This is a genomic window from Pseudomonas sp. LB3P81 (assembly GCF_054897965.1).
On the sequence record NZ_JBUBVG010000001.1, the window covers coordinates 1,252,434 to 1,270,984 of the forward strand.

An 18,551-nucleotide genomic window follows, 5' to 3' on the forward strand; every position below is an offset into this window, starting at 1 on the left:
AGCAGAGAGACAGCGGCGAATCAGAACGTTACCCCGGCCACCAGCACGATGTTGCAGTACGGCTGACATTCGCCTGTACGAACAATCGCCCGTGCCTGTCGGCTCAAGACCTTGAATTGCTCATGACTGAGCAGCTCACGCTGACCCAGCGCGCCTTCGGCATTCAGTTCGTCCAGCGTGACCAGCGACGACGGCTGCTTGTCCAGGATCTCCTGGGCCAATACGTGGCTTTCGACCTGCATTTCGCTGAGTACGACTTTTAAAGTGCTGATGAAATCCGGAATGCCGTGGGTAAGGGCCAGATCGATCAGCTCGACGCCCGGCGGCACCGGCAGACCGGCATCGCCAATCACGACCATGTCACCGTGGCCCAGGGAAGCGATCAGTCGCGACAACGCGACGTTGAGCAGAGGTGTTTTCTTCATGGTGTTTTAAAGGCCTGTACATCGGACAAATCAGGAATCGAGGGCTGCGCGCCAGCACGGGTCACCGACAGCGCGGCGGCCACCTGGCCGAAACGGATCGCTTCGTCCTCGTTTTTACCGGCCGCCAGCGCGGCGGCGAAACCACCGACAAAGGTGTCGCCAGCCGCCGTGGTATCGACAGCTTTTACCTTCGGTGCCGGAAAGTGTTCGAAGCTTTTGCCATTGGCAAACAGCGAGCCCTGGGCACCCAGGGTGATGATGACCTTGCCCGCCCCCATCGCAATCAGCCGGGTCGCTGCGGTTTCAGCAGTTGCCAGCGAATCCACCGGCAAACCGCTCAGTGCCGAGGCTTCGCTCTCATTCGGGATCAGGTAATCAATGGCCGCATACCAGTCTGCCGGCAGCGGACGACTGGCGGGTGCCGGGTTGAGAATCACGGTTTTGCCCAGCTCACGAGCACGCTTGAGTGCATGCCCGACCGTAGCATCCGGCACTTCCAGCTGACAGATGATCACGTCCGCCGCCTGCAACACCGCGTCGAAACGATCAATCACTTCCGGCGTCAGCGCTCCATTGGCACCGGCGACGATGACGATCGCATTCTGGCTGTTGTCATCGACCACGATCAACGCCACGCCGCTGGCACCGTCGACGGTGCTGACCGCCTGACAATCGATCCGGTCGGCCAACAGCGCCCCGCGCAATTCCTCGCCATAGGCGTCAGTACCCACGCAACCAACCATCGACACCTGCGCACCCAGCCGCGCCGCAGCGACCGCCTGATTGGCACCCTTGCCGCCGGAGACCGTGGTAAACGACTCGCCGATCAGCGTTTCACCGCCACGGGGCAACCGCGACGCGCGAGTCACCAGGTCCATGTTCAGGCTGCCTATCACCACTACTTTTGCTGGCATACATCACTACTCATAAATGCAATTTCAACGGTATTCGGCGAACACACCGGCCAGCGGCGCAGTCGATTCCCGCAAGACAATACTGGGTGTCACGATCCGTTGATCGGTGGCCATATCCGGTGTGGCGATCCTGCGCAAAAGCACGCTGGCCGCCATCTCGCCGAGTTGCAGGATCGACTGGCCCACGGTGGTCAGCGCCGGATAGACATAACGGCTCATCTGGATATCGTCGAAGCCGATCACCGACAGCTCGCTCGGCACACGAATATTGCGCTCGGCGGCGGCTCGCAGCACGCCGATGCCGATCATGTCGTTGCCGGCAAAAATGGCGCTCGGCGGGTTCTTTTCCAACAGGATTGCGGCGGCGCTGTAGCCGCCGGTGCTGGTGAAATCGCTTTCCAGCATGCGCTCGCGAGGCACTTCGACGCCCGCCTCTTTCAGCGCGCGGCAATAACCCGCCAGACGCATCTGCGCCACGCTGGTACTTGCCGGCCCGCCAATGGTGGCGATGTCCCGATGCCCCAACTCCAGAAGGTGCCGGGTCGCCAGATAAGCGCCGTACTCATGATCGATGCGCACCATATCGGCATTCACGCCTTCCAGTCCGCGGTCGACGATAACCATCGGCGTGCGCACACCCGCCAGACCTTCTGCCAGTCCGGCATCACCACCAGCCGATGCCACGATCAACCCGTCGATGCGCTTTTCCAGCAACACGCGCAGGTAGCTGCGCTGCTTGTCCGGGTTGTCGTCGGAGTTGCAGAGGATTACGCAGTAGCCATTACGCTCGCAGTAATCCTCGATGCCGCGAGCCAGTTCGGCGAAGTACGGGTTAAGGCTGTTGGGCACCAGCAGGCCGATGGTCGCCGTAGTCTTGGCCTTCAATGAGCGGGCCACAGCGCTGGGCACGTAGTCGAGACTTTTGATCGCGGCCTCGACCTTGATCCGCACTTCCTCACTGACCGGACGAGTCTTGTTCACCACATGGGAAACCGTGGTGTAGGAAATCCCCGCGAGCGCTGCCACATCCTTGATCGTTGCCATGATTCAGGTCCGCCGGCTTGCGCGCTGACTGCGATAGGTATCAAGCACCACCGCCACCACGATGACCGCGCCGGTGATGATGCGTTTGGTCGGTTCGGTCGCGCCGATCTGCGCCAGACCGGCCGCCAATACGGAAATGATCAGGACCCCGAAAAAGGTGCTGATGACCGAACCGCGCCCGCCCATCAGGCTGGTTCCGCCGATCACCACCGCGGCAATCACTTGCAGCTCCAGACCGGAACCGGCATTCGGATCCGCCGCTTCCAGGCGAGAAATCTGGAACAGCGCGGCGATACCGGCCAGCAGCCCCATCAGACTGAACACCAGGATCTTGTAGGGCTTTGGATTGATCCCTGCCAGACGCACGGCTTCTTCGTTGGTGCCGATGCCGATCAGGTAGCGGCCGAACACCGTGCGGGTCAGCACGGCCTGAGCAATGAAGATGATCAGCAAGGCAATGATGAATGACGGCGAAATGCCGAAGGCGATCGGGTTGGACAGCCAGGCAAAGGCATCACCGATGTAGGCCGTGCGCGAACCGGTCATCTGATACGCCACGCCGCGCGCCATTTCCAGCACGCCGAGGGACACGATGAACGACGGAATCCGCCACGCCACGGTGATCGAACCGGTGATGGTTCCGGCCAGCGCTGCCGCCGCCATGCCGAGCAATGCTGCCGGCAGTACGCTCCAGCCCCAGCCGAGAATCGCCACGCTGACCGTCGACGCGGCGAGTGCCAGCACCGAGCCCACCGACAGATCGATGCCGCCGATGATCAACACGAACGTCATGCCGACCGCCAGCACCATCAAGTCCGGAATCTGGTTGGCCAGGGTGCTGAAGGTGTCGTAAGACAGGAAATGGCTGCTCAGGACCGAGAACAGCGCGACCATCGCCAGCAAGGCACCGGCCAGGCCCAGATAGGTGCCGAGGCCGTAAAAATTGCCACTACGTTTACCGGCAGACGTTGCAGTTTTCATTGAAGATCCCTAGGCGCTGCTTCATTGAGCAACGCATCACGTTTTTGGTAGCCAGCAAAAGCGGCGGCAAGCAAGTCATCCTGGGTCCAGCTGTCGCGCTCGAATGTCTCGATCAGGCGCCCCGCCGACAGCACGCCGATGCGGTCGCAGATCAGCATCAGTTCGCGCAGATCGCTGGACACCACCACCAGCGCCTTGCCCTGACGGGTCAGCTCACCGAGCAGTGCATAGATGTCGAATTTGGCGCCGACGTCGATGCCGCGAGTCGGCTCGTCGAACAGCAACACCGAACAATCGCGCTCCAGCCAACGGCCGATCACGACTTTCTGCTGGTTGCCGCCGGACAGCTCCGACACCAATTGCGTCGGGCTGGAGCTGCGAATGCGCATGGCGTCGATCTGACGCTGGGCCAGGGACATTTCCTCACCGTTGTTGACGAAACCACCGCTGGAGATCTCCGGCATGTTGCCCAAGGCAATGTTCGCGCTGATCGATTGGGTCAGCAGCAAGCCTTCGCCCTTGCGGTCTTCAGTGATCAGGGCGATGCCGTGTCCGACCGCGTCCACCGGTGAACGAATACTCACGACCTGTGCTGGCGAACCCAGCGCAACCGTGCCGCTGTCCGCCGTGTCGGCGCCGAAGATCAAGCGCAGCAGTTCAGTGCGTCCTGCTCCGATCAAACCGGAAATCCCGAAGATCTCGCCGGCACGCACTTCGAAGGACACGTCGCGCACCTTGTCCGAGCGGGTCAGCCCCTTGACTGTCAACGCCGGCGCTCCGACCTGGCGCGAGCCCATGTCGATGTGTTCGCCGAGTTCACGGCCGACCATCAGGGTGACCAGTTGCTCGCTGTTGTAGTTGGCCATCGGCTCGACGCAGACCAGGTTGCCGTCGCGCAACACCGCAATGCGCTGAGCGACACGGGCCAACTCTTCGAGGCGGTGCGAGATATAGATGATCGAGACGCCGCGCGCTTGCAGGCGCGTGATCTGCTCGAACAGCATCTCGACTTCACGGGCCGTCAGCATCGCGGTCGGTTCGTCGAGGATCAGCACATGACAATCGCCGATCAGGTTGCGGGCGATTTCGACCATTTGCTGGTGACCGATACCCAGCTCGCCGACCAGAGTATCCGGGTCAATCGCGTCGAGCCCGACCTGAGCCATGGCCTCTATCGCTGCCTTGCGCAATTGCTTGCGGCTGATCCAGCCAGCGTTGCTGGGCAGGTTGTCGAGAAACAGGTTTTCAGCCACCGACAGGGTCGGCAGCAGATTGAGTTCTTGCATGACCATGCGAATGCCCAGGTCTTCAGCCTGGGTGCGACTGCCGGGGCGATAATCCTGACCCTGAAACTGCATCTGGCCGGTGGTCGGCGTGACCAGCCCGCCGATGATCTTCGACAGCGTGCTTTTGCCGGCGCCGTTCTCGCCGGTCAGCGCCAGCACCTCACCGCGCATCAACGTCAGGTCGATGCCGCTGAGGACAGGTTGCGCATAAGTCTTACCGATACCGCTGACCGAGAGGACAGCGTTCGGAGCGAAAACTGACATAAAAAACTCTCCATGCGCTCGCCCGGACGGGCGAGCACCACCGTGTCGCCAGAAGGACTACTTGGTCACCAGCTCTACCGGAGTTTCGATGACGCCGTTGGTGCCGCTGTCGACCTTCTCGCCCTTGATGATTTTCAATGCCGTCTCGATGCCGAACACGGCTTGCCTGGCGGCAAACTGGTCAGCGGTGGCCAGGACACGGCCATCCTTGAGCATTGGCTTGATGGCGTTGATGTTGTCGTAGCCGACAACTTGCACCTTGCCGGCCTTGCCCGCGGCTCGCACGGCGGAGACCGCGCCGACGGCCATGCTGTCGTTGCCGGCCAGCAGGGCTTTGACGTCCGGGTATTCACTAAGAATCGAAGCGGCGACCTTGTTGCCTTTATCGATTTCCCAATCGCCGGACTGTAGAGAAACGACCTTGATTTGCGCCGCTTCCATCGCATCCTTGAAGCCAGCAGTCCGGGCCTGGGCGTTGGTGGTGGTGGACACGCCTTCGATGATGCCGACTTCGTCACCGGCCTTCAGTTGCCTGGCCAGGTATTCACCTACCAGACGCGCGCCTTTGCGGTTATCCGGACCTACGAACGGAACAGTAATGTTTTTGCTTTTGACGACGGCAGGATCCAACTGGTTATCGATGTTGATCACCGTGATGCCGGCATCGATGGCTTTCTTGATCACCGGAACCATGGCCTTCGAATCAGCGGGTGCGATGACCAGTGCATTGACCTTGGCCAGAATCATTTGCTCGACGATGCGCGTTTGGCCAGCGGTGTCGGTTTCGTCCTTGATGCCGTTGGAGATCAGGTCGAAATCGGCGGAGTGGTCTTTCTGGTAGGCCTTGGCGCCGTCTTCCATGGTCAGGAAGAATTCGTTGGCCAGGGACTTCATGACCAGCGCGACTTTAGGTTTTTCAGGGGATTCGGCGAAAGCCGAGGAGACAGGCAACGCGACGGATGCGGCAGCCAGCATAGCGACAGCGAGAAGACGTCCAGCGAATGGCAGCTTCATGGATTCACTCCGATCTTATGATTATTCTGAGCAACGCTTGCGCTGGCATAAGCTTCACTGCATTCGCCGAGGGACAAGCCATCGGCGGAGCCTCGCAAACGTTTGCGTAGGCAGAACTATGCGAACCCTTTCGTCATTTGTCAACGACCGAAAAACCGTTTTGTACTTCGGCGAGCGTCTCTTTACGCCGTTGTGCTGACAATACCACCCGCGTCGGAACCCTTGGCCAGTTCCTTGACCAGATTGCCGGTTACTTCTGCCAGCGCGCCGCTGGTGTTCGCGACCTGCCCCTGAATTGCCATGACTGCCGCTGTCTTGGCTTCCGGTGTCGGGTAAGACGCCGCCTGAGCCGCGGCCAATTGCTGCTGTTGCTCGCGCAGTTGCTGTTGCAGTTCCTGCATGCGCTTGAGCAATATTTTTACTGCGATGCTTTGGTCGCTGCCGCTTTCTGCTTTGGCTTCGGCCTGGGTGCCGCCACCTGTGCGGACCTTGGTTTCGTCAGCCGCTTCCTCGTTACCCAACGCCAGCGCCGACACTTCGGAAGTCGATTCGCTCAAAGCGTTGATCGTCGCCGTGGACTTGCCACCGATGGTGATTGCGCCTGCATTGGGGAAGCCAACCGAAAATGACATGTGAAACTCCTGGAGAAAAAGATCCTTTGAAGGGCATCGACCTGCGCGCTTGTTTCTTTAAGTGCTGATTCGCTATCTGGCAAGACGATCTGTTCGACAGAGGCCGTAGTCCTTTTCGGAGAGCCGAACGTAAATGCCAGACATATTCGGAAACCCGGACAACAAACCGTTTAACGTCTCTCTGACACAAACCAGAAAGTTGATACCAATCATAAGGTTAAAGACATTTTTTCATTTCCGGATATGACTGGTACAGATCCTGCTCACTCTCCTTCACCCCAAGCGTTCAGATCCGCCTGGGGCACATCTAGATGAACCTGCATCAGCACCGTCTCACTACTAGAAGAGAAAAATAATGACATCTGCTTTCAAGACTTTCGTTCCGGGCGCCTTGGCCCTCCTGCTACTCCTTCCGACAGCCCTTCAGGCAAAAGAAGCCGAAACCCAACAAAAACTGGCGAACGTGGTGATCCTCGCCACCGGCGGCACCATTGCCGGCGCAGGCGCCAGCGCCGCCAACAGCGCGACTTATCAAGCGGCAAAAGTCGGCATTGAACAATTGATCGCCGGGGTTCCCGAACTGAGCCAACTGGCTAACGTTCGCGGCGAACAGGTCATGCAGATTGCGTCAGAAAGCATCACCAACGACAACCTGCTGCAACTGGGCCGTCGTGTGGCCGAACTGGCCGACAGCAAGGACGTCGATGGCATCGTCATCACCCACGGCACCGACACCCTGGAAGAGACCGCCTACTTCCTGAACCTGGTCGAAAAAACCGACAAGCCGATCATCGTCGTGGGCTCCATGCGCCCAGGCACCGCGATGTCCGCCGACGGCATGCTGAATCTGTACAACGCCGTGGCCGTGGCCAGCAGCAAAGATGCTCGCGGCAAAGGCGTACTGGTGACCATGAACGATGAAATCCAGTCGGGCCGCGACGTCAGCAAGATGATCAACATCAAGACCGAGGCGTTTAAAAGTGCCTGGGGCCCCCTCGGCATGGTGGTTGAAGGCAAATCCTACTGGTTCCGCCTGCCAGCCAAGCGCCACACCATGGATTCGGAATTCGACATCAAGAACATCAAGAGCCTGCCTGATGTCGAAATCGCCTATTCCTACGGCAACGTGAGTGATACCGCCTACAAAGCGCTGGCTCAATCCGGCGCCAAAGCCATCATCCACGCCGGTACAGGCAACGGTTCGGTGTCTTCGCGGGTTGTTCCAGCCCTGCAGGCGCTACGCAAGGACGGCGTGCAAATCATTCGGTCTTCCCACGTCAACGCTGGTGGTTTCGTACTGCGTAACGCTGAACAGCCTGACGACAAGTACGACTGGGTCGTGGCGCATGACTTGAATCCACAGAAAGCTCGCATCCTGGCCATGGTCGCGCTGACCAAGACCAATGACAGCAAGGAGCTGCAGCGGATGTTCTGGGAATACTGATTCGCCCTCGCCCGACCGGTTCCGGTCGGGCACCGCCGTCGCCTCTCGCCACCACTGGCAAGAGGTCTCTTATCCGATAAAAAAATTTCCCTCTTCCCACACCAAACGGAAAAAACCGCTGTCAGACGATTTTCTTGAATTTTAAGCAGTTGCGAAAATGCCTACAGTTAAATACTGTATGCACGTACAGCTTAATAAGGATAATTTCGTGACCACCACCTCTGCCTCTCCTGACGCCTATCAACGCATGGGCATGCGTGTTCAAAAAATCATCAATTCCCCCACCGCGCAGAAAGCCAAAGCCGCACTGATCTTCCGTCTTCCGGACGAGCCCGTGGATGAGTGGGAACAATTGCTCGAAGAAATCGACGAGAACGACAACGTCACCCTCGCCTACCGCGACGATGGCGGCGTGCAGATTTTCTGGGTTGTGCCGAAGGAAGATTGAGTCAATGAGTGTCCGTTGTTTTGTTTTGCTGTTTCTGTTCTTCGCGATGGGCGCCCAGGCTGACGCGCCGCGCACTTTCGACGAAGCCAAGAAGGTCGCCTGGAAGCTGTATGCGCCGCAATCCACCGAGTTCTACTGCGGGTGCAAGTACACCGGCAACAAGGTGAACCTCTCCGCCTGCGGTTATGTACCGCGCAAAAATGCCAAGCGCGCTTCCCGCATCGAATGGGAGCACATCGTCCCCGCCTGGCAGATCGGCCACCAGCGTCAGTGCTGGCAGGAAGGCGGACGCAAGAATTGCACGCGTTACGACCCGACCTATCAGAAAGCCGAGGCCGATTTGCATAACCTGGTGCCAAGCATCGGCGAAGTGAATGGCGATCGCAGCAATTTCAGCTTCGGCTGGCTGCCGGAGCAATCCGGTCAATACGGCTCGTGCCTGACTCAGGTCGATTTCAAGGCGAAGAAGGTTATGCCCCGCCCTTCCATTCGCGGCATGATCGCCCGGACTTATTTCTACATGAGCAAGCAGTACGGTTTGCGCCTGTCAAAACAGGATCGGCAACTGTACGAAGCCTGGAACAAAACCTACCCGGTTCAAGCCTGGGAACAGCAACGCAACCAGAGCGTGGCGTGCGTGATGGGGCGCGGTAACGAGTTTGTCGGGCCGGTGGACATGAAGGCCTGCGGTTAAACGCACGCGCACAAAAAAGGCCTCGGGGTAATTGCCCGAGGCCTTTTTGTTTTCAACCGCGCTCGACATCCCAAGGCGCTCGGCCGGCGGATGACGCCGTTACTGAGTCAACGGGCGCTCGATGACCAGCAATTCGATGTTCTGCTTTTTCGCACGGGTCAGTGCTGCGCGCACCTCTTCCTGCTTGGCTTCAGCTTCGGCTTTCGAACTGAATGGCCCCATCAGGATGCGGGTCTTGCCATTTTCCTTGACCACACTGGCAACGAAACTGTGCTCGATCAGCCAGCCACTCAGATCGCTGACAGCCTGCGTTATTTCACCTCGCACTTCCAGATCCCACTGCGGTCCGGAGGCCACCGCAGGCGCTGCAGTCGCTGCTGGCTGCGGCTTTTGCGCGTCAACGCTCTTGCCTTCACCACATCCCGCCATTGCCAGTACGGCGATTACCAAGGCCATTTTGCGCACAACGCTTCCCTCTGAATGCTGAAAGCGGGGATTTTAACATTCATGAATACTTCCCGAGTGCCGCAAAATGGGCGCAAAACAACGAGAATGATGGATGCGGCCTCTGTATAGTTACGCCTTGGGAATTAATGCAGCATCTGCGCGTCAGAAAGAGGCACCCAAACCGTGAGACTTCGCACTAATCTATACATACCACCGACCTCTGCACTGTCCGAATCAGGTGCCCCACAAAGCAATCAAGGAGAAGACCATGCTGATACTCACCCGCAAAGTCGGTGAAAGCATAAACATTGGCGATGACATTACGATCACCATTCTGGGCGTAAGCGGCCAGCAAGTCAGAATTGGCATCAACGCCCCGAAAGACGTTGCGGTGCACCGTGAAGAAATTTATCAGCGCATTCAGGCTGGCCTGACCGCCCCGGAAAAGCCGCAAACCTGAATCCTGCTGCAGTCAGTAGCCAGCCCGTTCGCCCTGGAATCACGGCTGGCTAAGATTCACGTGTTGCTAACACCACCGCAGTCACCCACCCAGAACGTGAAGCCGATACTAGCGGCATGTCTCACGTCATGGCTGTCGGACGTTTCGGATAAATCCTGGGGAAGTGCGCAATCACACTCGGCTAACCAAATGTCACACCCCGCGCCATGCCCGTAGCCGCCACAACCATCAGCAGCACCAGCAGCGCTTCGATATGACTGATCCGTGCAAATAGCGTTGCACGATCGGAATTGACGGCTGCACCCCGCGCCTGCGCAATCCGCCATTTGACCAACGTCACCATCGGTGCAACTTCAAGCAACAGGATCAGGACGAACAGCGTCAATTTGAGGTGGAACAGCGGCTGATGCAGATAGTAGTCAGTGCCCTTTTCGTACCCGCCAAAGGCTCGCATCCCACCGGTGACCAGCAGGACGACCGCAGAAATCCCCCACAGGTTATCCGCGATCAATACGCTGCGAGCCTCCCCCACGCCAGTCGCCAGGCGCCGAAAAGCCGTGCCGCGGGACAGGACTGCCCAGAAGCCGAGGGCAAACGCCAAGAGATGGATCGCAGCAAGAAACCAGTGCACAAGCATCGATATACTCCCGTCAGGCCAACGTTCCGATTGGCCTGACAGTAGTAGCCCAAAAAGCAGGAACCTGCCTGCGGCCAAGGATGGAAGACATGGTTGGCTCAGCACTACCAATGCTTGTAGCGGGATTGGGCTGTACCGCAAACCGCGTCGATACGAGTCTTGAAGCAAACCCCATGGTATTGGAAGTCGCTCTGGACGCACCGCATTGCCTGCATCAGGCATCTCCGATAGAGGCCGCCCGCGCTGTCCGGCACTTCATGAAAAGTGTCAGCCCTGCAGTTGAATGATTACTTCGCAGCATTACGACACTCACCGCGGACGGAAAACTCAGCCAAAAGGATCAGAGCCCACCCGCTTCGCGCCCCTGTCGCAACTTGAAATCTTGATTACGGAACAGCAATCGCGGCAACTTAAAGAGTTCGCACGCACGATCAATCAGTTTGAAAGCGGTTAGCTTGCGACGCTGCATGACAATCATTCGGCCGATTTCGAAACCAAACTCAGCTGCATCCTCGCGCGACACAAAACGCATGGAAGGGGCCTCACCTGCTTCTCTGATCTCTTTGCCATCGAACCAAATAGAAATCCTGGCCTTGTGATGCGTGTGCAGATTTTCCGGTTCGTCCTGCTGTGTTTTGATCGGCCCGACTGTAACCACCTGGATGTCGTAACCTAAGTGAGTCTCTTGTTTCGTAACGATTAAAGGCACTGTTGTCATTACCGCGTCCATGGCGTGTGGGGGATCGGGCGCCACAATACTCGTTAATTTGAGCAATGCCAAATTGCCACCACCTCATTGACGCATCCGGTCACGGAGGGGGGCACCTGACTGGAAATGACCATGACCCAGGAGCCTTGGTTGTACCTCGGCGATTGCCTTGAGGTGATGACCTGGAAGTGGGCGCCGAGTTTTGATGGGGGTTGCAAATCGCAGTGTCTAGTCCTGAAACGGGTTTACACCTGTTTCACCCCAACGCCCGATGCATCGCATCGGGCGTTTTGTATTTCAAAGACTGGTGCGGACGCTCGTGGTTGTAGATCGATACCGACTCACTGACCATCTTCTTCACCTGCGTTAAATCCTGTGGGCGCTGGAGCAAAAGCTCTGCCTTCAATATCCCACTTGGCCCCTCCATTGCCACTGACCAATGAATTGCATCCTGGCTGACCCACCGCTTGCATTCGACTTGACCTGCACACGCCGTAATGCCGACTGGTCCGATTTTCAGAACTTCACCACGGACCATCGAACGCTTACCTGTGACTCTTCTCTTGTAAATCACCCCATTTCTCTTGGACTATGTGTGGACTCTGCCCTGAAGCGCTAGATGCGCCGGTGGTGATTTTCAAAGGCAGGTACCGCCGTATTAATACTATTAAGGAAGCATCATGCCTCATCAGCCTTTCGCAGTTCGTCTCGCTGAGATAAAGGGCATCGGGCCCGAAACGGCTGAGCAGTTTGTGGCAAGACTCAAGGTTCGATCTGCAATCCTCTTTCTGATGGCCGTATGCATGTCCTTGGTGGCGGTGGCTATCTGGGAAGGCTGGAACTCGCGCCAGTATCGTTTGCATGACAAAGAAGTAGCGATGTCAAACCTTGCGCAAACCCTGTCATCCCAGGCACAAGCGTCGATCAAGCAGGCCGACACCGTTTTGTTCAGCTTGGTAGAGCGCCTTGAAATCGATGGTATGGGCCGCGACCAGTTACCCCGATTAGGACTGTTGCTCAATGCCCAGCGCAATGAACTGCCTCAGTTACACGGCCTGTTCATCCATAACGAAAAAGGCGAGTCGGTAGCGAGTTCGAGTAAGTTCACCCCATCAAGCACCAACTATTCCGACCGCGAGTATTTTATCTTTCATCGCGACCATCCTGAGCTTGGTCCGCATATTGGGCACTCGATAAGAAGTCGCACCACGGGCGAATGGGTCATTCCGGTGTCTCGCAGGATCAATCATGCTGATGGCAGTTTTGCCGGTGTAGTGGTGGCAACCCTGTACCTCGATCATTTTCTCAAGCTCTACAACAGCATCGATATCGGCGGTAATGGGGCCATCAGTTTGATATCCGACGATGCCAGGATCGTGGTCCGCCGCCCGTTTAACGAAGCTGAAATCGATACCAACGTCGCCAAAGGTCCGCTCTACATGCAACTCTTGCTCTTACCCAAGGGACCTTTTGGCTCGGCAATTGTTAAATCCAATATGGACGGTGTGGAACGAGTAGTGGGTTTTCGGCGAGTCGATGAATATCCACTCATCATTTTTACAGCTCACGATAAGGAGGAAGTATTGGCGAACTGGCGGCAAGAGTCGCTGCTGAGCGCGGCGATAGTTGCTTTGCTGATAGCAATTCTAGGTGTGCTCGGCTATCGCTTTATCAGGCTGATGAAGGGGCAGAATCATATTCAGAACGAATTGCTGGGCACTCAAAAAAAATTGATTGAGGTCAATCGAACGCTTGAGTTGTTGGCGCTGGAGGACGCATTGACTGGGCTGGCAAACCGGCGCCAGTTCGACCTTTTCCTTCGTGCAGAAATGGGGCGCGCCAAACGCAGCCAAGGGAGCCTTGCGTTACTGATGATCGATGTCGACGACTTCAAACGTTTCAATGATCGATACGGTCATTTGACCGGAGACGAGTGTCTACGCAGCATCAGCGCGATCATAGGAGCGAACATCAAACGGCCCGGCGATCTCGCCGCTCGCTATGGCGGCGAGGAGTTTGCCGTGGTGTTGCCTGGCACTGACTCTGCGGGGGCATTTCTGGTGGCAGAGAAAATCCGGCGTGCCGTGCAGCAAGCGGGAATCGAGCACAGCGAAAGTGCCCAGGGCATCGTCACGGTCAGCCTTGGGGTAAGTGCATGTAGTCCAACAGTAGATGACTCACCCAAAGCCTTGATCGGTGCCGCTGATAAGGCTCTCTATGCAGCCAAAACCAGCGGAAGAAATATGAGTGTTATCACAAACGAACCTAATAACAGAGCCGCAAAGGTCAACGAAAGGCTGAGTAACCTCTCAGGTGGTGAGTAGCCTCTCCGGTGGTGGTCATACCGCTGGACTTATTCAACATAATCGGTCGTTTGCAGTCTCTCGCGAAGGCCACCCATCTATCCTCAACTGCCAGCGGCTTTTGTTGATGTCGGTCAAACACCCGGTTTTGCTCGATGCCAGGATGGCGTTTTAATGGCATTAGTGGCGGTTTTTGCTGAGCTGACGCGGCGTACCTTTCCGGTGGAAGGATGTTCAGCCGCTCGCTCAGGGACTGTGCGCAAGTGAGCGGTTGGATTCTGGCTCTTGGTCGGTCGGGGTAACATCTTGGAGGAGCACTTGATGTATTCAAGCATCTTTTTCGCATGGGGGCTGGCGGCCATTACCGTGGGCTTGCATGCAGTCGGTCTGGCCCTGTTGCTTAAGTTTCTGGACCACAGGGGAAATGTTCTTATGACGCGACTAGGGGCCATTAGCATGCGGTTGGTGTGGGTTGCCTGCTATATGGTTCTGCTGCATTTGATGGCGATCTCGATCTGGGGGGCATTCTATGTGTGGCAGGGGTGTCTGCCCGATCTCGAAACGGCGTTTTATTTCTCTGGGGTGACCTATGCGACGATTGGTTACGGCGACGTGGTGCTGGGGAAACCCTGGCGTCTGTTCGGGTTGATGGAAGGCTTGACCGGCATCCTTATGTGCGGTTTATCCACAGGTGTCTTCTTCGCTGTGGTCAATCATATTTATCAGTTTTTCCACACGACAGCCGACCACCACAAGTCCAGGTGACGTTTGAACTGCGCCTCCAACACCTGAGCTACTGCGCGTCACCCGCCAGAGTAGATTTCTGTGCTTGATAGCGCTCGATCGCTGCATGGGCATTGAACAACATACGCTCGCCCCCAAGTCTCTCGTCGAACCCTGCACGTCGCACCATCTCAAGTACGCCGGGATTCAACCCCGCCAGCCAGAGACTGGTGCCCAGCTCGGCCAAGCTTTTCTCGCCCTCTATCAGCGCCTGCAGTGCCGAGTATTCGATATCGGGCACCGCACTCATGTCCCAGACAACCACTCGCGGCTGATACTGTCTCTCCAGCGCGATAATCTGTTCCTTCACATAGTCAGCGTTGAGAAAAAACAGGCGTCCCTCCGGCCGCACAATCAGCAGTCCCTCAAAAGTCTCGTCATTAGGGTGGTCTTCTGACAAGGGGCGTAGCACGTCGGTGCCACACTTGCGACCAAGGACATACACGTGCGGGCGGGCGGTCTGGTAGGCCAAACTGACCAACGATACGATGATTGCCACAGTGATCCCCTGAAGCGTGCCAAACAAAAGCACGCCCACCATGGCAACGAGCGCCCAGTGGAACTCCATTGGACGCACCTTGCGAATAGCCAGGAACTCTCGCGGCTGAATCAGCCCGACCGAGTAGTAGATGACGATAGCGGCCAGTGTGGCGTGAGGTAGAAGCCCGAGTAACCCGGATAGCAGCAGCATCGTGGCAAAAGCCGCGCAAGCAGTGACGATCGAGACCACCTGAGACTGCCCACCAGTGGCACGTACAACAGCCGTCTGTGAGGTGCCGCCACCGGCAGGCATCGCGCCGAGCAGAGCACCACCAAGGTTGCCGAGACCGGTTGCGATCAACTCGCGGTTCGCATCGATGGGGGGATCGCCTGGCCGGACAAATGCGCGCCCCGCCGCAATCGTTTCGGTAAAACTCATCAGCGCGATCCCAAGCGCACCCGGTAACAGCTGCTTGATCAGCGCGAGATCAGGCAACGTAAATGATGGTAACCCTTGTGGAATCACGCCGACCGTCGAAGCTCCCAGAGCCTGTAAGCCGAAGTACCATGAGGCGGCGATGCTGACACCGACCACAATCAATGGCGCAGGCGAATGTGCCCACAGGCGCTCCATCGCGATGAGCATCAGGAACGCCACCACCGCTACCGCGAACGTGATCAGGGAACTCTCCGGCACGTGATGCGCTATGTTGAGGATGTCGACAAAAAAACTGTGCTTTGCGATGTGGAGGCCGAGGAGTTTGGGCACCTGGTCCAGCACGATGACAAGCCCGACCCCCGCTTTGAAGCCGCTCAATACCGGGGAGGAAATGAAGTTCGCGAGAAATCCCAGGCGTATTATTCGCGCCAGGAGCAGCATCGTGCCAACCAACACGGTTAGCGTTGCACTTGCCGTGATCAGCTTCTCTGGGGCGCCGTCCGGTACGGCCAAACCGATCTGCGCACCGGCCAGAATCGCCAGCGTAGCAGTGGAGCTGACACTGAGTACGCGCGACGTCCCAAGGAGTGCGTAGATCAACATCGGGGCGAAGGCCGTATACAGGCCGACGGCAACAGGTAGACCCGCGACTGTCGCGTAGGCCATTGCTTTGGGTAGTACGACTGCGGCAGCCGTGAGCCCCGATACTGCGTCGAGGCGAAGGGGAGCGGTGCCGGAGTGAGCTGCTTTCAATGTCTTCAGATGCGGTTCCACACTGCCTCTCTCGGCGGGTTCATCTACAGGAAATACTGAATGACTTCCTTTCACTTTCCTTACCTTTTTCCTCATCGTAAAGCCAACCAGATTAACAAGACCGTCGTCATGATCTGCATCAATGGTTGCCAGGCGCGCGCTGCGCGCAATATCACAGCTTAGCCCGGCTGGGGACTCTCGGAGGCCTTCGCCCCAGGTTCAAAGTGGGTCATGACGCACAAGACCTCCAGCAGCAAAGCTGAAGGCCGATTCGGCAAGCAGGACTTCAACCTCCACTGAACACGCTCATGCTCAACCTTCAGAGCGGCAAGCTCCTTCGGCATCCTCGATACATGACAATCAGTCCGGCAATGTTCTTGCTGGCCTTACTCAGGTCCCGGCGCGTCGTCTCCAGCTCAGCACACAGCAAATCACACTGGTGTTTCAGCATTTCCGCGTGGGTGGGTATTCCCGAGTCAAAGCCCGAATCATCAATCAGATCGTCGTCCATCACACCACGCACCGCTTACTGTATATACGCACAGTACAGATTGGAATATGGTTGCTCAAGTGGGAGAAGACAGGTGGTGAAGAGTATCGAGATATAGGAGGGAGAGAATCGGACTCTTTAGGCGTTCACATTGCCCAGTGTGAACGAAGCCTATATTTTGTGAACGTTCTGCGTGAATTCAAGACAACAAAAAAGGGCCCACCTTTCGGTGAGCCCTTCTAGACCGCCCAGCAGAGCGGATTTTGTTTGGTAGGCGCGATTGGACTCGAACCAACGACCCCCACCATGTCAAGGTGGTGCTCTAACCAACTGAGCTACGTGCCTGCTGTGAGGCGGCATTCTACGGAATTCCGGAGGGGTGTCAACACCTTTTTTCGAGCTAACCCTATGAATATGCAAAATATTTAATTTCGCCGCCGTAAAGAAGATTTTGCGGTGGCTGGCGGTCGATTTTTAACTCGGGTAGGATCGGCGCACTCGTAAAATATATTAAACAGAGGCTGCAGGATGGCTAACACCCCCTACCCAGAGTCCTATTACGCTGCATCGGCCAATGCGGTTCCGCCGCGCCCGGCCTTGCAGGGTGACGTAGAGACTGATGTCTGTGTGATCGGTGCCGGTTACACCGGCCTGTCCTCTGCCCTGTTTTTGCTGGAGAACGGTTTTAAGGTCACGGTGCTGGAAGCCGCCAAGGTGGGTTTTGGCGCGTCAGGCCGCAACGGTGGCCAGATCGTTAACAGTTACAGCCGCGACATCGATGTGATCGAGCGCACCGTGGGTCCCAAGCAGGCGCAGATGTTGGGGCAGATGGCGTTCGAGGGCGGGCGGATCATTCGTGAGCGGGTCGCCAAATACAACATCCAGTGCGACCTGAAGGACGGCGGTGTGTTCGCCGCCATCACCGCCAAGCAGATGGGCCATCTGGAATCGCAGAAGCGTCTGTGGGAGCGTTTTGGTCACACGCAGCTTGAGCTGATGGATCAGAAGCGCATCCGCGAAGTGGTGAACTGTGACCAATACGTGGGCGGCATGCTCGACATGAGCGGCGGGCACATTCATCCACTGAACCTGGCACTCGGCGAAGCGGCGGCGATCGAGTCGTTGGGCGGCACCATATATGAACAGTCGCCGGCGGTGCGTATCGAGCGTGGCGCGAACCCGGTGGTGCACACGCCTCAGGGTAGAGTCCGGGCCAAGTTCATCATCGTGGCGGGCAACGCTTATCTCGGTAATCTGGTGCCGGAGCTGGCGGCCAAGTCGATGCCTTGCGGAACTCAGGTAATCACCACCGAACCATTGGGCGAGGCACTGGCCAAGAGCTTGTTGCCGCAGGATTACTGCGTCGAAGACTGCAATTACCTGCTCGACTATTACCGCCTGACCGGCGACAAGCGTCTGGTTTTCGGTGGCGGCGTGGTCTACGGCGCGCGAGATCCGGCGAACATCGAGGCGATCATCCGGCCGAAGATGCTCAAGGCGTTCCCGCAACTCAAGGACGTGAAAATTGATTACGCCTGGACCGGTAACTTCCTGCTGACCCTGTCGCGTCTTCCGCAGGTTGGGCGCCTGGGCGACAACATCTACTATTCCCAGGGTTGCAGCGGCCACGGCGTGACGTATACGCACCTGGCGGGCAAGGTGCTGGCCGAGGCGTTGCGCGGTCAGGCTGAGCGTTTTGATGCGTTTGCCGATCTGCCGCACTACCCATTCCCCGGCGGGCAACTACTGCGGACGCCGTTTGCGGCGTTGGGGGCCTGGTATTACGGCTTGCGGGACAAGCTCGGATTCTGACGACAGATGTGCAAAGGGCCGCTTGAAGCGGACTTTTTTTCAGACATCAAGAATCCTTTGAGGGCGCGGCGGTACGGCGATCCGACTTGCTC

Annotated in this window: 19 protein-coding genes, 1 tRNA gene and 1 pseudogene; 7 read left to right on the plus strand and 14 right to left on the minus strand. The window is 57.5% G+C overall.

From position 1 onward, the window contains the following. Nucleotides 1-20: 20 nt before the first annotated feature. From rbsD to ACYZTL_RS05770, 7 genes are all read right to left on the minus strand, one after another. A complete protein-coding gene (rbsD, locus tag ACYZTL_RS05740; protein WP_461950964.1) occupies nucleotides 21-425 on the minus strand; it encodes a D-ribose pyranase in 405 nt (134 codons plus the stop codon). Beyond that, the gene (gene rbsK / locus ACYZTL_RS05745; protein ID WP_461950965.1) at nucleotides 422-1,339 is read right to left on the minus strand and encodes a ribokinase; all 918 of its coding nucleotides are present in this window, start codon (nucleotides 1,337-1,339) and stop codon (nucleotides 422-424) included. Before rbsK ends, rbsD begins: the two co-directional genes overlap by 4 nt. A 24-nt stretch (nucleotides 1,340-1,363) precedes the next feature. Further along, nucleotides 1,364-2,383 (minus strand): LacI family DNA-binding transcriptional regulator, encoded by a 1,020-nt coding sequence (locus ACYZTL_RS05750; RefSeq protein ID WP_461950966.1) that lies wholly within the window; start codon nucleotides 2,381-2,383, stop codon nucleotides 1,364-1,366. Between the two features lie 3 nt (nucleotides 2,384-2,386). Next, nucleotides 2,387-3,364: an ABC transporter permease gene (locus ACYZTL_RS05755; RefSeq protein ID WP_008028232.1), complete on the minus strand. Its 978-nt coding sequence runs from the start codon at nucleotides 3,362-3,364 to the stop codon at nucleotides 2,387-2,389. Next, complete coding sequence (locus ACYZTL_RS05760; RefSeq protein ID WP_461950967.1) at nucleotides 3,361-4,914, minus strand: sugar ABC transporter ATP-binding protein; 1,554 nt, start codon at nucleotides 4,912-4,914, stop codon at nucleotides 3,361-3,363. Before ACYZTL_RS05760 ends, ACYZTL_RS05755 begins: the two co-directional genes overlap by 4 nt. Before the next feature lie 57 nt (nucleotides 4,915-4,971). Then, nucleotides 4,972-5,928, minus strand: coding sequence for a substrate-binding domain-containing protein (locus tag ACYZTL_RS05765; RefSeq protein WP_461950968.1), 957 nt, complete (start codon nucleotides 5,926-5,928; stop codon nucleotides 4,972-4,974). A gap of 182 nt (nucleotides 5,929-6,110) precedes the next feature. Next, nucleotides 6,111-6,560 carry a hypothetical protein gene (locus ACYZTL_RS05770; protein WP_461950969.1) on the minus strand — a complete coding sequence of 150 codons (450 nt, stop codon included), beginning with the start codon at nucleotides 6,558-6,560 and terminating at the stop codon, nucleotides 6,111-6,113. Between the two features lie 355 nt (nucleotides 6,561-6,915). Here ACYZTL_RS05770 and ACYZTL_RS05775 point away from each other — a divergent pair, with 355 nt between their 5' ends. The 3 genes from ACYZTL_RS05775 to ACYZTL_RS05785 all read left to right on the plus strand — a co-directional run bounded on the left by ACYZTL_RS05775 (nucleotide 6,916) and on the right by ACYZTL_RS05785 (nucleotide 9,146). Continuing rightward, the gene (locus tag ACYZTL_RS05775) at nucleotides 6,916-8,004 is read left to right on the plus strand and encodes an asparaginase (protein WP_084317973.1); all 1,089 of its coding nucleotides are present in this window, start codon (nucleotides 6,916-6,918) and stop codon (nucleotides 8,002-8,004) included. A gap of 157 nt (nucleotides 8,005-8,161) precedes the next feature. Then, nucleotides 8,162-8,452 carry a DUF1654 domain-containing protein gene (locus tag ACYZTL_RS05780; protein WP_461950970.1) on the plus strand — a complete coding sequence of 97 codons (291 nt, stop codon included), beginning with the start codon at nucleotides 8,162-8,164 and terminating at the stop codon, nucleotides 8,450-8,452. A gap of 4 nt (nucleotides 8,453-8,456) precedes the next feature. Continuing rightward, complete coding sequence (locus tag ACYZTL_RS05785; RefSeq protein ID WP_461950971.1) at nucleotides 8,457-9,146, plus strand: endonuclease; 690 nt, start codon at nucleotides 8,457-8,459, stop codon at nucleotides 9,144-9,146. A gap of 99 nt (nucleotides 9,147-9,245) precedes the next feature. Here ACYZTL_RS05785 and ACYZTL_RS05790 read toward each other — a convergent pair whose 3' ends face one another. Next, nucleotides 9,246-9,611 carry an SPOR domain-containing protein gene (locus ACYZTL_RS05790; protein WP_461950972.1) on the minus strand — a complete coding sequence of 122 codons (366 nt, stop codon included), beginning with the start codon at nucleotides 9,609-9,611 and terminating at the stop codon, nucleotides 9,246-9,248. A 250-nt stretch (nucleotides 9,612-9,861) separates the two neighbouring features. On the opposite strand from ACYZTL_RS05790, the gene csrA reads away from it, so the two are divergent. Beyond that, the gene (gene csrA / locus ACYZTL_RS05795; RefSeq protein ID WP_008057174.1) at nucleotides 9,862-10,053 is read left to right on the plus strand and encodes a carbon storage regulator CsrA; all 192 of its coding nucleotides are present in this window, start codon (nucleotides 9,862-9,864) and stop codon (nucleotides 10,051-10,053) included. 181 nt (nucleotides 10,054-10,234) lie between these two features. Here csrA and ACYZTL_RS05800 read toward each other — a convergent pair whose 3' ends face one another. From ACYZTL_RS05800 to ACYZTL_RS05810, 3 genes and pseudogenes are all read right to left on the minus strand, one after another. Further along, a complete protein-coding gene (locus tag ACYZTL_RS05800; protein ID WP_461950973.1) occupies nucleotides 10,235-10,690 on the minus strand; it encodes a DUF2214 family protein in 456 nt (151 codons plus the stop codon). Between the two features lie 340 nt (nucleotides 10,691-11,030). After that, on the minus strand, nucleotides 11,031-11,471 hold the full coding sequence (locus tag ACYZTL_RS05805) for a hypothetical protein (protein ID WP_461950974.1): 441 nt from the start codon (nucleotides 11,469-11,471) through the stop codon (nucleotides 11,031-11,033). A 156-nt stretch (nucleotides 11,472-11,627) separates the two neighbouring features. Then, nucleotides 11,628-11,823 (minus strand): annotated as a pseudogene (locus ACYZTL_RS05810) (integrase core domain-containing protein); the annotation flags it as partial. Nucleotides 11,824-12,079: 256 nt separating this feature from the next. On the opposite strand from ACYZTL_RS05810, the gene ACYZTL_RS05815 reads away from it, so the two are divergent. Together ACYZTL_RS05815 and ACYZTL_RS05820 are read left to right on the plus strand one after the other, a co-directional pair. Next, on the plus strand, nucleotides 12,080-13,723 hold the full coding sequence (locus tag ACYZTL_RS05815) for a sensor domain-containing diguanylate cyclase (RefSeq protein ID WP_461950975.1): 1,644 nt from the start codon (nucleotides 12,080-12,082) through the stop codon (nucleotides 13,721-13,723). A gap of 300 nt (nucleotides 13,724-14,023) precedes the next feature. After that, entirely contained in the window at nucleotides 14,024-14,467 is a 444-nt protein-coding gene (locus ACYZTL_RS05820) for a potassium channel family protein (RefSeq protein ID WP_461950976.1), read from the plus strand. A gap of 28 nt (nucleotides 14,468-14,495) precedes the next feature. Here ACYZTL_RS05820 and ACYZTL_RS05825 read toward each other — a convergent pair whose 3' ends face one another. The 3 genes from ACYZTL_RS05825 to ACYZTL_RS05835 form a co-directional block, all read right to left on the minus strand. Beyond that, nucleotides 14,496-16,178, minus strand: coding sequence for a SulP family inorganic anion transporter (locus ACYZTL_RS05825; RefSeq protein ID WP_461954271.1), 1,683 nt, complete (start codon nucleotides 16,176-16,178; stop codon nucleotides 14,496-14,498). 298 nt (nucleotides 16,179-16,476) lie between these two features. Next, nucleotides 16,477-16,668 carry a hypothetical protein gene (locus ACYZTL_RS05830; RefSeq protein WP_461950977.1) on the minus strand — a complete coding sequence of 64 codons (192 nt, stop codon included), beginning with the start codon at nucleotides 16,666-16,668 and terminating at the stop codon, nucleotides 16,477-16,479. A gap of 247 nt (nucleotides 16,669-16,915) precedes the next feature. Next, nucleotides 16,916-16,992, minus strand: a tRNA-Val gene (locus ACYZTL_RS05835). A gap of 183 nt (nucleotides 16,993-17,175) precedes the next feature. Here ACYZTL_RS05835 and ACYZTL_RS05840 point away from each other — a divergent pair. Beyond that, nucleotides 17,176-18,459, plus strand: coding sequence for an NAD(P)/FAD-dependent oxidoreductase (locus ACYZTL_RS05840; RefSeq protein ID WP_461950978.1), 1,284 nt, complete (start codon nucleotides 17,176-17,178; stop codon nucleotides 18,457-18,459). The last annotated feature ends 92 nt before the right edge of the window (nucleotides 18,460-18,551 follow it).